Annotated in this window: 13 protein-coding genes; 6 read left to right on the top strand and 7 right to left on the bottom strand. The window is 44.5% G+C overall.

The features are described from left to right. Positions 1–333 precede the first annotated feature (333 nt). Positions 334–774, top strand: coding sequence for a type II toxin-antitoxin system VapC family toxin (locus GXO74_15500; protein NOZ63055.1), 441 nt, complete (start codon positions 334–336; stop codon positions 772–774). Next, a complete protein-coding gene (locus tag GXO74_15505; protein NOZ63056.1) occupies positions 774–983 on the top strand; it encodes a hypothetical protein in 210 nt (69 codons plus the stop codon). Before GXO74_15500 ends, GXO74_15505 begins: the two co-directional genes overlap by 1 nt. Before the next feature lie 394 nt (positions 984–1,377). On the opposite strand, the gene GXO74_15510 is transcribed toward GXO74_15505, so the two are convergent. The 3 genes from GXO74_15510 to GXO74_15520 all read right to left on the bottom strand — a co-directional run bounded on the left by GXO74_15510 (position 1,378) and on the right by GXO74_15520 (position 2,444). Beyond that, a complete protein-coding gene (locus GXO74_15510) occupies positions 1,378–1,569 on the bottom strand; it encodes a hypothetical protein (protein ID NOZ63057.1) in 192 nt (63 codons plus the stop codon). Then, the gene (locus GXO74_15515) at positions 1,566–2,018 is read right to left on the bottom strand and encodes a solute carrier organic anion transporter (GenBank protein ID NOZ63058.1); all 453 of its coding nucleotides are present in this window, start codon (positions 2,016–2,018) and stop codon (positions 1,566–1,568) included. Before GXO74_15515 ends, GXO74_15510 begins: the two co-directional genes overlap by 4 nt. A gap of 78 nt (positions 2,019–2,096) precedes the next feature. Further along, positions 2,097–2,444, bottom strand: coding sequence for a carboxymuconolactone decarboxylase family protein (locus tag GXO74_15520; protein ID NOZ63059.1), 348 nt, complete (start codon positions 2,442–2,444; stop codon positions 2,097–2,099). Positions 2,445–2,584: 140 nt separating this feature from the next. On the opposite strand from GXO74_15520, the gene GXO74_15525 reads away from it, so the two are divergent. The 3 genes from GXO74_15525 to GXO74_15535 all read left to right on the top strand — a co-directional run bounded on the left by GXO74_15525 (position 2,585) and on the right by GXO74_15535 (position 7,634). After that, positions 2,585–4,051 (top strand): beta-lactamase family protein, encoded by a 1,467-nt coding sequence (locus tag GXO74_15525; protein ID NOZ63060.1) that lies wholly within the window; start codon positions 2,585–2,587, stop codon positions 4,049–4,051. 30 nt (positions 4,052–4,081) lie between these two features. Continuing rightward, entirely contained in the window at positions 4,082–5,986 is a 1,905-nt protein-coding gene (locus tag GXO74_15530; protein NOZ63061.1) for a T9SS type A sorting domain-containing protein, read from the top strand. Between the two features lie 85 nt (positions 5,987–6,071). Continuing rightward, the gene (locus GXO74_15535) at positions 6,072–7,634 is read left to right on the top strand and encodes a metallophosphoesterase (protein NOZ63062.1); all 1,563 of its coding nucleotides are present in this window, start codon (positions 6,072–6,074) and stop codon (positions 7,632–7,634) included. 78 nt (positions 7,635–7,712) lie between these two features. Here the strand turns inward: GXO74_15535 and GXO74_15540 are convergent, their stop codons facing one another. From GXO74_15540 to GXO74_15550, 3 genes are all read right to left on the bottom strand, one after another. Continuing rightward, positions 7,713–10,769: a hypothetical protein gene (locus GXO74_15540; protein NOZ63063.1), complete on the bottom strand. Its 3,057-nt coding sequence runs from the start codon at positions 10,767–10,769 to the stop codon at positions 7,713–7,715. A 95-nt stretch (positions 10,770–10,864) separates the two neighbouring features. Next, positions 10,865–11,581, bottom strand: a complete 717-nt coding sequence (locus GXO74_15545; protein ID NOZ63064.1) for a response regulator transcription factor — start codon at positions 11,579–11,581, stop codon at positions 10,865–10,867. A 2-nt stretch (positions 11,582–11,583) separates the two neighbouring features. Next, on the bottom strand, positions 11,584–12,594 hold the full coding sequence (locus GXO74_15550) for a HAMP domain-containing histidine kinase (GenBank protein ID NOZ63065.1): 1,011 nt from the start codon (positions 12,592–12,594) through the stop codon (positions 11,584–11,586). A 146-nt stretch (positions 12,595–12,740) separates the two neighbouring features. Here GXO74_15550 and GXO74_15555 point away from each other — a divergent pair, with 146 nt between their 5' ends. After that, entirely contained in the window at positions 12,741–13,847 is a 1,107-nt protein-coding gene (locus tag GXO74_15555) for a nitronate monooxygenase (GenBank protein ID NOZ63066.1), read from the top strand. A gap of 455 nt (positions 13,848–14,302) precedes the next feature. On the opposite strand, the gene GXO74_15560 is transcribed toward GXO74_15555, so the two are convergent. After that, positions 14,303–14,503, bottom strand: a complete 201-nt coding sequence (locus GXO74_15560) for a hypothetical protein (GenBank protein ID NOZ63067.1) — start codon at positions 14,501–14,503, stop codon at positions 14,303–14,305. Positions 14,504–14,669: the final 166 nt, after the last annotated feature.

Consider the following 14,669-nt stretch of genomic DNA (forward strand, 5'->3'; position numbering starts at 1 on the left):
CAAGAACCAAAAAGTCAAACTGACGCCCAAAAGAAAGATGAATGCGTAAAAGTGACTCGGCACAAGGCGGTAGCTTTCAATAAAGTTTAGTACGCCGCTGGTGAATAAAATGCCGGCGATGAGCCGCCCACCAAGGGAATTCTTTTGCATGAAAATTGGAGCAAATGCGGCGGCCAAAAACCACTCTCTGTCTGCTTATGAGATTTTTCTCCCATGATTTATTTTTGCTTGCAAATTAGCTTATTTTCTCGTAAATTTCAGATAGTATTTGTAACATTCTTTTTTGCTTGGTCGTTCGTTGTTGCTTTTGTAAATTAAAAGAGGAATCTCTCGATGAAAATTTATCTTGATGTCTGTTGTTTGAATCGGCCTTTTGACGATCAAACGCAGGATAGAATTCATTTGGAAGCGGAGGCTATTTTATCTATCATGAAATTTATCGAAATTGGCCAGTGGCGTTTAGTAAATAGCGATGGTATTTTTTATGAGATAAACAAGATTCCCGATCCGGAAAGAAAAGCGAAAGTGCAATTCATGCTTTCAAAAGCGATCGATTACGTTCAAATCAATGAAGGAATATTAGAAAGAGCTAAACAAATACAAGAATTGGGCGTTAAAAGTTTCGATGCACTGCACATAGCCTGCGCTGAAAGCGGGCCGGCGGATATTTTTCTGACTACCGATGATCAGCTCTTAAAAAAATTGCGTCAAAATTTTGACAAAATAAATGTAAAAGTGAATAATCCATTAGATTGGATTAAGGAGATCATATAATGGAAGCGAAAGCAAAAAAACAAACCCTGCAAGAAATACGCATTGCCGGCATAGAAGCTTTAGGGCAAAATCTTGGCGTGGTGGGTATGATTCGATTTCTGCAATACGGAGACAAAGGGCACGGAGATTATTCCAAAGAAAGACATACCTGGTTAGGGAATCCTGATTTTAAAGAAATTGCAAATGAAATCGAAAAGATAAGAAAATAAAACGGCTATTTTAAGTAGTTAGGTTTTGAGTCTGAAATGGGGTCGGCGCCTTATATCAAAGATGAAGCCGCCTGGGGTAGACAGGGCACGGATGTTAGGCTGCTCTACATCCCGCGGGAAGCCTTTCAAACGAACGGTGGATTTTGATTATGAGGATAAAAAAGAAATTATTTGGGTTGAAGAAGATAGTGAGGTAAAAGAAGTCCGGACGGACAATTATATTTTTGAAAATATCTGGCAACCTTTCAGGACTAATAAGAATTAAAAAATAGAATTGACCACTGTGCCATGTATTTTTGAGAAAGCGGATATATTTAAAATATTGGCAAGAGTGGGGATATTTAGGTCGGACGCCAATTCCGCTGGCGTTCTTTTGGCGTCCTTGACTCCCCCGTCACTTCCTAACAAAAATCAAAAACACTCCCCCCAAAATAATCGACACCGGCAACAGAATATCGGCAACGGGGCTGTGCCATTCGACGGACAGTACAAAAAATGAAAAAATAGCCGTCAACATGGCGACGTAGCTGGCCCAGTCGAGTCGATTCTGTTCATCGCGGATGAGGTACAAGAACCAAAAAGTCAAACTGACGCCCAAAAGAAAGATGAATGCGTAAAAGTGACTCTCGGCACAAGGCGGTAGCTTTCAATAAAGTTTAGTGCGCCGCTGGTGAATAAAATGCCGGCAATGAGCGCCGCCCACCAACGGGAATTTTTTTGGTAAAATATTGAAGCAAATGCAGCGGCTAAAAACCACAAGATAATAATACCAATCCAGTCGCCGGGAAGCCCGGCGATGGCGTTTATCCAAAAAAGGGCACCGCCAACCAGAAATCCCAATCCGACCCAAAGCGGGCCTTTGCGGTTTTTGTCGATGCGGTAAACTCGCAACAGCAGAGCTCCCAGCACAATGAATGCCAATCCCCACCAGAAATTTTCATCAATATTCAGCCAGCCCAGGTTATCGATCAGAATGATTAATCCCAACAAAATAGCGCCTAATCCAAAATAAAACTTCGCCGGATATTTTCGCATGGTATACTCCAATTTTTATCTTCTGTTTTTTCTTTGACATACGTCAAACAATTTGTTTTGTTTCGAGCAGCAGCCTGGCTATTTATTTTTTAGTTCATCCCAGGTCTCATAAGCCCGGCGCAGATGCGGGATGGTAATCGAACCGCCGACGACGAGAGCAATGGAAAGCGCTTCTTCCAGTTCCCCGTCGGAAACTTTTTCTTCAAAACAGCGAATAATGTGATATTTCACACAGTCATCGCAACGCAGCACCAGCGAGGCGACGAGTCCCATCATTTCCTTTGTCTTTTTCGGCAGAGCGCCTTCGCGGTAAACCTGTCCGTCGAGGCTGAAAAATCGTTTTGTCTCCAGGTCCGCATATTTGAAAACCAGATCATTTAAACGCAGCCTTTCCTGCTGCCATTGTTCAATAGACTGCTCGCTCATGACAATTTTCTCCTGAGTTTTCTTTTTGCTTGCAAATTAGCTTATTTTCTGTTAAATTTCAAGTACTATTTGTAACAACTTTTGCGACCCGAACGTTCCTGTAAAAAACCAACAATTTCAAAAATATTGAGGTTTGATAAATGAAGAAAATCGGATTCGCTTCTTTTCTGCTTACCCTTTTGTTCTTAACTTCGTGGAACTGTTCTATTTTTCAGTCTGAGCAATCAAAAACAGTAAAAAAAATCGAAGAATACATGACCCGCCTTGAGAAAACGGGCTTTTCCGGTTCACTGTTAGTGGCGAAGAACAACAAAATCTGGCTCGCGCGCGGCTATGGCTTTGCCAATTACGAAAAGAAAATCCCGTTCACGGAAAATACAGTATCTACGATCGGCTCCATCACCAAACAATTCACCGCCGCCGCTATTTTGAAATTGCAGGAACAAGGGAAACTGTCCGTGAAAGATCCTATCAATAAATATTTTTCTGACGTCCCGGAGGACAAACAAAAAATCACGCTGCACCATTTGTTGACTCACAGCGCTGGTTTTCCCGGAGCCATCGGCGAAGATTTTGAAAAAATTGACAGGGACAAATTCATTCGCCGCGCCATGGAAACCCCGTTGCTTTTTCAGCCCGGAACTTCGTACAAATATTCTAACGTGGGCTACAGCTTGCTGGGCGCCATCATTGAAATTGTCAGTGGCGAGAATTACGAAACCTACCTGCGAAAGAATCTGTTCGCGCCCGCCGGACTGACGCGCACCGGCTATCGTTTGCCGCACTGGATTCCAGATTCCCTGGCGCACGGCTACCGCCGCGGGAGCGACTGGGGTACTCTTCTTGATCATCCGCAAGCTCCGGACGGACCTTACTGGAATTTGCGCGCCAACGGGGGAATTTTGTCCACGGTGAAAGACCTTTACAAATGGCATCTGGCGCTGAAGGGAAACGCTGTACTTTCAGATTCGTCAAAGTGGCTCTATTACTACCCTCACGTGCGCGAAGGTGAAAATGCGGAATCGTATTACGGCTACGGTTGGGCGCTTTTTACCACCAATCGCGGCACTAAACTCATTGCTCACGACGGCGGAAATACGATTTTCGCCGCTGACTTTCGCCGCTATGTGGACGAGAATGTCGTAATTATCGCCATGTCAAATATTGCCGGGAAACCGGCTTTCCGCATCACCGGAGACATTGCGTGTATCGTTTTCAACGAGCCGTACGATCTGCCGCCGGAGAAAGAAGAAATTTTGTCGTTAAATCAATTGCAGAAATCACCGATAGGCGTTCATGCCCTGGCGCTTTTGACAATTTATCGCATCAAGAACAAGGATGCGACGCAAGCACTCATTGAACAACATTTTGCGCCCGATTTTCTCAAGCGAGTCACAATGGAGCGGCTGCTGAAAATGATCGAAAATGATCGCCGGAAAATCGGGAATGTCCTGCTGCAAAAAATTACCAAAACCGGGGACAATCGACTGACGCTGAAAGTCCAATCTAAATCCACGGGCGAATGGTGGGAAATCGCTTTAAAATTTGAGAAAAAAACGCCGCATCGAATCAACGGGATTGGCGTGACAGATACCATGCCTGAATAGCGACAAAAATGATAAATGAAAGGAATTCCCATGAAAAAATTTACTTTATCTATTTCGTTTGCCATATTTTTTGCCACCATCGCCCACGCTGGTCCTGATATCTCCTGGCAAAGTTCAACGGCAAAAGCATTAAAAAAAATCATTTCAATAAAAAAATCTCTGTCAGTCTCGTCTTTCAAACCTCAAAATGGCGATCTCGTTGTCGGGTATCTTGATCCCAATGAAATTGTAACAATTTCAGGAGACTATTCTCTTGACGGAGACATTCTCATTGTAAACAACGGAATTCTGAATATTGACTCCGCCGATTTCAAAATAAACGGCGACATTCGTATTCTCGGACATGGTCAGATGAACGTCACCGGCGGGACGTTCACTGTTGTACAGGAATATATTTACGAACACGATGCTTTTGCCCTTGAATCCGGGGAATTGAATTTTCACGGGGTCACATTTCAATCAAGCGGACAGAGCTGGAGCAACGCTTTTATCGACAGTGCTTATTATTCACTGGAAAATTGTCAAATTGAAAAAGGTTTCATCACAACAGCCCTTCTCGGAAATGCCCGCGCAAAAATTGCGGACACTCAAGTGCCCGGAGAATTTCTCTGTTTCTCCAATACTGATTTACAAATCAAAAATTCTGACCTTCTGCTCATCTGGCTCGTTCTGCCGGACGAAAGTTCGGTGGATATGTCACTTCCGGCAGATACGCTCATCAGCCACTGGACTTTTTCCGCCACAGAACCTGAGATTAGCGGCATTCCGTACACGATGGAGGTCGATAGTTGCACCAATGTCATGTGGGGGCTCATGTCCATGACCGGCTCTGACGCCACTTTTCGGGATAGCGAATTTCGCACCATCGGGATGATTTTTACAAAGCCGGATTCCATCACCGTGGAAAACATCACCAATGAATCAAAACACACGGACGATGAGATCGCAATTCCGGACAGAAATCTGCGGTTAGTGAACACAGAAGTGCACACGTGGAGTTTTTACGCGCAGGCAGAGAGCAAACTTACGGTGCAAAATTGCGTCTTCGGAGAACTTCTGGCACAGGATAGCTCGCGCGTTCAGATTTTTAATTCGGTTTGCGATGGCACCGGCGGCTACCTCGGCGCTTTTAATCAGTCGGAACTTTTGGTCATCGGCTCGCTCATCCGCTCGCAGGTCATTTCCCGGAATTACAGCGTACTCGTCGGCGCTGAGGCAGCTTTTTGGGGCAGCGAAATTGATGCCGACGAATCGAGCGTCATGCTCATTGCCAACACAGCCACTTCTGTCAAACCCGAAGCTCATTCAAATTCTATCATTTTTGAAATGCAAATTCCGCGCATTGAAGGCCCCGTGGATGATCTTATCCCTGTAATCGGAACGGCGCAGCTCATAAAAGGTCCTGAAAATCCGATTCAATTTGATGGCTATGACCTCGCTTTTGCCGAACATTTTCAGCAACCGAACTGGCGGCCCATGGGAATTGTGCACAAAGAGCAAGTCATTAATGACACTCTGGAAATCTGGAATACTTCAAATCTTGAGTCCGGGCTTTACGCCATCCGTCTGCGGTTATTTCATTCATTCGGTGAGCCAATCGCCATTATGAGCAGCGCATATCTGAGCATCAACACTGATGTCGAATTATCAAAATCAAATGCAATCAATGAGGATCAGTTTTATTTATCGCAAAATTATCCCAATCCATTTAATTCCGGTTCGAAAATTCAATTCCATTTGCCAACAGCAGTCCACGTAAAAATCTCCATTTTTGACATTCGGGGCAGTGAAATTGCGACTGTCCTCGATTCAGATTTGGAGAAAGGAATACATGAAATCAACTTTGACGCAAGCATGCTACCCAGTGGCGTTTTTTTCTACCGCATGACTTCCGGCGATTTTGCGCAGACTCGAAAATTTATGGTAATCAAATAGGTGTATAAAGGTGTACTCCACCTTTTAGGTGGAACACACCTTTGCCCCGTAGCCAAATACTGAAAAATAGCATTGGGAGTCCACCATGAAAAAATTCTTTTTCATCTTCGTTTTTGTACTTTTTATCGCTCCAACTTTTATTTTTTCCAAAACCCTCTCCGGCACTGTTTTTCACGATCTCAATAAAAATCAGAAACTCGATGCCGGCGAACCGGGCATCCCCGGCGTGATGGTTTCCAACCAAAAAGATGTTGTGGCAACCGATGAAAATGGTCATTACAAAATTAAAGTTTCGGACGAGACAATCATTTTCATTAGCAAACCTGCCGGCTGGATGACACCGGTGAATGAAAATAACATTCCGCAATTTTATTACATTCATCAACCGAAAGGCTCTCCGAAGCTCAAACATGCCGGGATCCCACCGACCGGGACATTGCCGGACAAACTCAATTTCCCACTTTACAAAGATGAAGAATCCGGCAATTTTTCGGCGATCATTTTCGGCGACCCGCAATCGCGAAATGAAAAAGAAATCGGTTATCTCCGCGATGACGTTATCACGGAAATGGTCGGTACCGACGCAAAATTCATGCTCGTGCTCGGCGACATTGTTTTTGATAATTTAAAAATTTACGACAAACAAAACGCTGTGCTGGCGCAGGTGGGCATTCCGGTCTATTATCTTCCCGGCAATCACGACGAAAACTACGACGCCAAAGGCGATCACTATTCCAATGAAACCTACAAAAAATATTATGGCCCTAATTATTATTCTTTTGACTACGGCAAAGTCCACTTCGTCGCGCTCGATGATGTTTATTATCTGGGCAAAGATGAGAAAGGTCATGTCCATTACAAAGGTCTCATCGGCGAGAAACAACTCGCATGGGTGAAAAATGACCTGGCTCATGTTTCAAACGACAAATTAGTCGTTGTTGCCATGCACATTCCTCTCTATTACGGAGACGGAATCAATCAGGGGCTCAATGTTACGGACAGAGAAAAATTATTCACATTGCTCTACCCGCGAAAACATCTGCTGGCTCTGGCGGGACACATGCACATCATCGAACATTATTTTCTCGATGAAAAGATGGGCTGGCAGGGTAGCGAACCGTTGCACGAAATGCTCTGTGCTGCCGGCTGCGGCGCCTGGTGGAGCGGGCCTAAAGATTATCGTGGCATTCCTCTCGCCACCGAGGAAGACGGCACTCCGAACGGGTATCACATTTTCACTTTTTCCGATGCGAACTATTCGGAAAAATTCAAACCGGCAAGTAAACCGGCGACCGAACAAATGCGAATTTCATACCCCCGCGGCGTCATGAACTCTGACAGTTTGCGGTACAAAAAAATTATCGTCAATGTTTACGATGGCAGCGAAAAATCTGTGACGCAATTTTCTCTGGACAACGCGCCGTGGCTGAAGATGACGCGCGAGAAGTTCAAAGATCCCTATTTTGACTTACTCTATTCTCTGCCGCAGAAAAACACGCCGTCATGGATCAATCCCAAAGCCGCCAGCCACATCTGGACGGCTCCCCTGCCGGAAGATTTGCCAAAAGGAATTCACAAAATTATCGTAAAAACTTCAGACCAATTTGGCAATTCTTATCAGGCAGCCAGAATTTTTGAAGTCAAATAGTTTTTATTTCAAGAAAGCAAACGGCGGCAGATTTTCAGTGAAAAAGTTTGCCGCCGTTTTTATTTGATTGATTTTTCTCTATTTTTCTCGCATTTCAATCAAAAATCTCTGCAAAATCTGCCGCATAACCTTATTTCTCTGACTCTGCTCAACGATCGTTTCAAAAGGGAATCCAAACACTACAAGTCCGTAATCCCCAAAATAGCTGGTCGCGGCACAGAAGCGATTTTCGCTATAGCGGAACAAACGTTTCGCCTCACCGACCGGATCAAAAGCATCCGGCGACTCGACGCGATAGATGTCGTCGCGGACTTCGGTATTGAAAGAAATGGTCGCGAATCGGTCGAGAAACAAAGAATCCACGCAAAAAACTTTTCCGGTAACAGCGGCGTGGTCTGTCTGCCAGGCAAGTTTGAGTACGTCTCGGGCGAACATGTAGTTATCGATGGAATCCGGTGGGAAAGACATGAGATCGGAAATTAGATGAGCGCCGGAGACAAAAAGATTGCCACCTTGCCCGAAAAATTCGCGGATTTTTTTTCGCAGCGCAAAAGGAAATGCCTGATAATTGCGATTAATGGCGAGCACGGGATTGTTTCCCGGAATCACTTCCGGCTGCGCCAACCGTTTTTCTTCTCCCAGAATCAAATCGACAATTTTGTATTTTTTCAAATCAACTATTCCGTCCATCACTGCCTCATCGCTGCAACTGACGAACCCGAATCCGGCGCTGCGAATGGCGTCGCCGTGAATTTGCGGATAATTGAAACAATTTCCGGCAATCAATTGCGCTTCAAAATTGGCGTGACTGGCGCCGTGACCTGGCGCGTCATTGGTGCGCCACATGGAATGAGGCTCAAAATCGAACTGGCCGCCGACAAAATTGAAACCGATTTTGTCTTGCTCCCCTTCGTCCAGAAAAGTGGCAAATCCTTTGAAACCGGGTTTGGCGATGATTTCCGGTGGCGACACCCGGTCGAAACCATTCACGATGAGCACGGGCTTTTCCGGAGAATTGGTTCGGCAAACGGACAAAATCTCCGAGGGCAGACTCTCTCCGCCGGCGTTGATCGCCGTAACTTTGAAGCTATAAATGACGTTCGGCTCTAAATTTTTAATCACAAAAGTCGTGCTGTCAGCGAGACGCCCGTTGTCAAAATCAAATCCCTCCCGCTGAACATAGACAACATACTTTTCCGGCATAGCCGTCGGTTCTAACGGATCGAGCACCGGTTTCCAGCGCAGAAGCACATCAGAGCCATTCAAAAATTCGGCGCAGAAGTGAGAGACGGGCAGCGGCTGTACCACGTAATCTTCATCGTATTCCGTAGCAAGAAATCGGAGCATGCCCTTGTAAATCGCGCGCGCCACATCGAAGCGAAACTGCGGAAACAGGCCGTACTGCATGTCTTTGAAATTTTGATGAGACAACAATTCCAGCAGCGACGCCGGCACATTGGGCCGCCACACTTCGCTGTAATCGCCGTCCATCAGCGCCCGTCGCCTCCAATCTTTACGATATATTTTTCGGATGTCGTTGACAATTTGTGTCTGCAAAATATCCGCCAGATCGCGATTTGCCAGCCGGGACACGCCATCAGGAAAAACGCGCAAAGTTTCGGCATCCGTGAGCGAGTAAATCATCAGCGTGCCGATAATGCCGTCGCTGGTGTCAATTCCGGCGTCGGTGTGAAACGCCAGAGAAAGATCGATGGGGATTCCCAGGCCTGCGGTATTTCGATTTTTGTTGGGGCCAAAAGGTTTACCTTTTAAATAATTGACAAATTCAGCGCGAGATTGATAATCGTCTTTGTAATCGCTGGTGTCTTGATTCAGGCGGTACACCAGCGTGTCCGGCATTCCGGCATATTGCAAATAGTAACGCGCCGCTTCCGCGAATCGTGGTTTGCCGCTGACTCTGCCGCCGCGGACGATATCTCCCATGCCGCCGCCAAAACGCACCGCGTCAGCAGTGACAACTTTGCCCGACGTACGACTTTTGTTGTCGAGCAGCACACTGCCTTTCTCCGGATGCAGACCTTTTTCAAATTTAAAATCGCCCAGATGAACCCAGGTTCCTCCGCCAATTTTTTGATTGACCAAAAATTCCGTTTTCCCGCCCAGGTAAAAAACCGTGTAGTGCGCATCATCTACATTTTCTGCATCGTGATGATAAGAAACATCGACGCTGTACGTTCCAGTTTCCGGAATTTCGGGAATCCACTGCACCGAGGCGGAAACGACAGTGTCGGACAAACATTTCCGGAATGTGCCCTGCAAAAACGGATTCAAATTTGCCGGATACGGGGGACTTCCCACAGCAAAGCCAACGCCGCCTTGCTGCCATTTTTCAGGCGGAAATTCGCGATACTCTCCCTTGCCAATGGATTTTTCAGAAAGATCGTTGTCCACAACCACTTCTTGAATTTGCAGGCTTCGCTCTCTGGGAAGGAAAACATTTGCGCCGGCGTTTTCCAGCATGGGAATCAAATAGGGAATGGTGAAAGACATGGGAAATAAATCTTCCACGGTACAAAATAGCCGCGATCTCTGCCACTCCCAACGGTCTTTGGAACGGGTGTAGTAGAAACCGTGGCTGTGCCAGAGCGCAATGTTGCGGTTAAAAAGCCCCTTTGTCGGTCGCCAGGCGCGTTTGTTTTCATTTTGCACGATAGGCAAAATTGTTCGTTCTTTTTCCCGCGGCAGTCTGGATTCATCGAATTTCTCTTTTTTGCGAAAGTAATTTGGGACGAGACGTTCGATTGGCTCCTCCAGCGCGAAAAGAGTGAATTTGTATTTTCGAAAAGACCTGCCGAGATATTTTTTGAACAGACCGTAAATGTACTCAACGGAACTGTTTCGGAACGGCTGGTAAGAAAAATTTTTGGAGAGAAAGACGTCCAGCTTCAGTGAATCGGTATCCACGTGGATGGAGTCAATTTTTGTGTTGACGGGCACAGGTCCCTTCACGTCTTCGGACATGTTTTCCTGAATGCATTTGTCGATTTTCTTGCCGGCTTTCTTGGCTAATTTTTGTTCTTTGCTGATTCGATAGCCAGGGCCTTTGTACAAAATTTTTGAACAGGAAGAAACAAGCAGTAGAGTCAAAATGAAAAAGATTGTTTTGAATTTCATGGCAAGCTCTCTAAATTAATCAGTGGAATGAAGGGGTGAATTATAGTTGTAATTAAGAAAAAAATCGAAAAAATACAAGTAAAATTTCTCTTTGTTCACTGATCGTCGCTAAACATGTAACCGGCGCTGCGGACACTTTTGAAATAGATCGGGTTCGCCGCGTCTGGTTCAAAATATTTTCGCAGCCGGGCGATAAAATTGTCCACTGTCCTCGTGTCGATTTGAGAAGTGATGTTCCAGACATTTTTTAACAATTCTTGTCGCGAAACGATTTTATTTTTATTTTCAATCAAATATTTCAACAGCATGGCTTCGTGCATAGTCAGTTTGAAAGAACCGTTTTTGTTGCGCGCGCTGAAATTCTCAAAATTCACTTCGTTCTCGCCAAAACGGAAGATAGAGCGAATGTCAGAAATACCTTTGTACCACATTTTGCGCCTGAGCATACCTTTGACACGCGCCAGCAGTTCTTCGAGATGAAACGGCTTTGTCAAATAATCGTCCGCGCCAAGCGCCAGCCCGTGCACCAGGTCTTCCGGCGCAGATTTTGCTGTGAGCATCAGAATGGGAATTTGCGGTGATTTTTCCCGAATAATCCTGGCAACTTCGAAACCGTCGTAGTACGGCAGCATGATGTCCAGGATTATCAGGTCGAACTCCTGCTTTTCGAAAAGTTCAAGCGCTTTTTTCCCATCTTCGGCTCTGACTACGGAATAGCCTTCCTCCGTCAAATTAAATTCCAGACCCACAGCCAGCGCTTCTTCGTCTTCGACTAATAAAATTTTGCTTCCTTTGATTTTTGCATCTTTCATGGCTAAATCTCGAGATCGTTATTTGTTTTTGAAATTTTTAACAGATTTTGTAAATAGCGTTTTTTTGATTTAGGAAAAATCGGTAGTTGCAGTTGAAAAGTGGCGCCTTTATTTTCGCCTTCGCTGAACACGGAAATTTTGCCGCCGTGGTGCCGCAAAATTTCTCTCGCCAGATAAAGCCCCAAACCAGTGCCTTTGACATTCGGTGTATTTGGGTGGTAAATTCGTTGAAATTTTTTGAAAATTTTTTTCTGATTTTCATGGGAGATACCAATGCCTTCGTCAATGAATTCAATAACGATATTTTTTGAGGTGCAAAAATAATTTATCGTTAATTGCAATTTGCCCCGGCTATATTTGTTGGCATTATCAACCAAGATGTTGAACACAATTTTCAAAGCATCACTGTCAGCGGCACACTTGCAGGGAGCTGCGCCTTTGACGAGGACCGAGTTCAAAGGTATTTTTAACTGCTCGATGGATTCGGCGATCAGGGATTTGATCAAAGAATCAGCGTCAAAAATTTGATAAAAATAGGCGCTTTTACGGGATTCCAGCGAAGATAATTTCAAAATAGAATTGATCAAATTTTGCAGCCGCTCGGCATCGGCAATCATCAGATCGATGAATTCTTGTTGCTTCTCCGCCGGAATTTTTCTTATTTTCATGGTTTCCAAATACAACTGAATCGAAGCCAGCGGCGATTTTAGTTCGTGCGTGACATTGCTGATGAAATTGTCGTAAAGTTTTGTGAGACTGATCTGGCGGTTCAGATAGATAAAAATTAAATACATGCCCGCCAGTATCGCCACGAGCAAAATTAATCCGATGACCAGCACGATAATGTTCGCCGTTCTGGAAATAATTTGCGGAGAAATTTTGCTGCCGACTTTTTCAAAAATGATGTAATTTGATGTGTACCAATAAATCCACATCCCTACGAGGGAAAGCCATGCCAATTGCGCGACGATGAAAATTGCCATGGGATGCAGATAAAATTTCCAGTTTTTCATTTTTAGCTTCTTTCCGAAGTTTTACATTTGTTTTACAGTTCTTTTGAAAAAAAGTTTGTATATTTAAGGAAGCTAAAATCAAAATGCGCTTGCCATAAGATAATCAATTTTAGTGCAATTTGAAAGAAAAATTTTGAGGTAACAGGATGAAACTTCCCAAATTAAAAATCGGCAATCTCACTGCGGAAATTCCCATTGTCCAGGGCGGCATGGGAGTGCGCATCTCACTATCTGGTCTGGCGTCTGCTGTCGCAAATCAGGGGGGAATCGGAACAATTTCCAGTATCGCGCTGGGAGATATCAACGTTCGGGGTAAAGAATACGAGAGAGTCTCCTGCGAGGCACTCACCAGAGAAATTCACAAGGCAAAAATGATGACTAAAGGCGCGCTGGCAGTAAACGTCATGGAGGCGCTCAGCAATGCCGCCGATCTCATCAAAACAGCGGTCAAAGAGGGCATAAAAATGATTGTTGTCGGCGCCGGACTGCCGCTGCGGCTGCCGCGTCTGGTTCCGGACGAGTCTGTAAGTCTGGTTCCGATTGTGAGTTCCGGCCGTGCGGCTGGCTTGATTTTGCGCAGTTGGGACAAACACTTCGGCAGAGTCGCCGACGGCTTTGTGCTGGAAGGTCCTCTGGCAGGCGGACATCTTGGTTTTTCCAATGAGCAGTTGGATCACATCGAAAATTACCCGCTGGATAAATTATTAGCGGAAGTGCTGGAAGCGATCAAACCTTACGAAGATAAATACGGACAAAAGATTCCCATCATCGTCGGGGGCGGAATTTACACGGGAAGAGATATTGCCCGCATGTTGCAACTCGGCGCTTCCGGGGTACAAATGGGAACTCGTTTTGTCGCTACAAATGAGTGCGATGCATCGCTGGAATTCAAGCAGGCTTACGTCGACGCTCACGAAGAAGATATTGTGATCATGAAGAGTCCGGTCGGTTTGCCGGGCAGAGCCATTCGGAATCCGTTTTTGAAAGGTGTCGAACAAAAGGCATCGGCAAGAATAAAGTGCCCCTATCATTGTTTGTCCGCCTGCAAAGCCGACAAAGCAAAATACTGCATCGCCAAAGCCCTGCTGAATTCCTGGTCCGGCGACACAGAAAATGGACTCATTTTCTGCGGTCAAAATGCGTATCGCGTCAAAAAGATTGTTTCCGTAAAAGAATTATTTGACGAATTGGTCGGCGAGCTAAAAATCGCATTAAGAACTTCGGAGCCGGAATTAGAGATGGTTGCGGCTTGATAATTTTTGAAGCAACAAGTGGCTGTATCAAAACAATTTTTAAACCGCAGAGAAAAAAAAGAAGGCGCGGAGTTCGCAGAGTTATGAATTAGTAAATAATTACTTGGCTTTTTCTGTGCGTTCTTTCTTATTTTAGTGGTTTTCTATATTTTAGACTTTTGATGCAGCCTTAGTAAATTTTATGCAAATAAATTAACGAGTTATTTTTTTATCATTTTTTCGTATTGATCGTGCGATCCTATCCATGTCCAGATAAAATCATTGTTGTCTTTTATTCCAAGAGCTCGGTACGAAGAGCCAATTCGGATTGACCAGAACTTTCCTGTTTTTTTGAAATGAAGCGATGGGTGTTTAGGATTAATTCTCAGTAATTGAAAATTGCGTTCTGCAATTTTTTGAGTTGATTTTGGCAGTTTCAACAGAAGTTTTCGAAATCGTTCTGTGGAATGATGCATTCAAATTTCCTCAAGCTTTCCTTTTCGCTTTTCTTCTAATGCTTCCTCGATAAGAAAGTCAAGTTTTCCTGCTCTCGAATCTATTTCTATTTGTCTATCCCATTCTTCCCACTCTTTCTGCAAAAACCACTTTTTAAATTTGTTGTATTGGTCATGAGGTAACGTTTCGATTGCAGCAATTATTTCTTCTACTTTTATCATTTTAATCCTCTTGATAAATTTGTCTGTCAAAATTAGTGCAAAATAGCTTTGATTTTTAAAATAGCTCGGGCATAAATAGCTTTACTAAATATATCAAAATAATCAATCATTTTCAAGTGAAATTTTGTTCTTCAAAACAGATGACCTGTCAAAATTGAATCAGGAC

This window comes from Calditrichota bacterium (assembly GCA_013152715.1).
Classification (GTDB): Bacteria; Zhuqueibacterota; Zhuqueibacteria; order Thermofontimicrobiales; family Thermofontimicrobiaceae; genus 4484-87.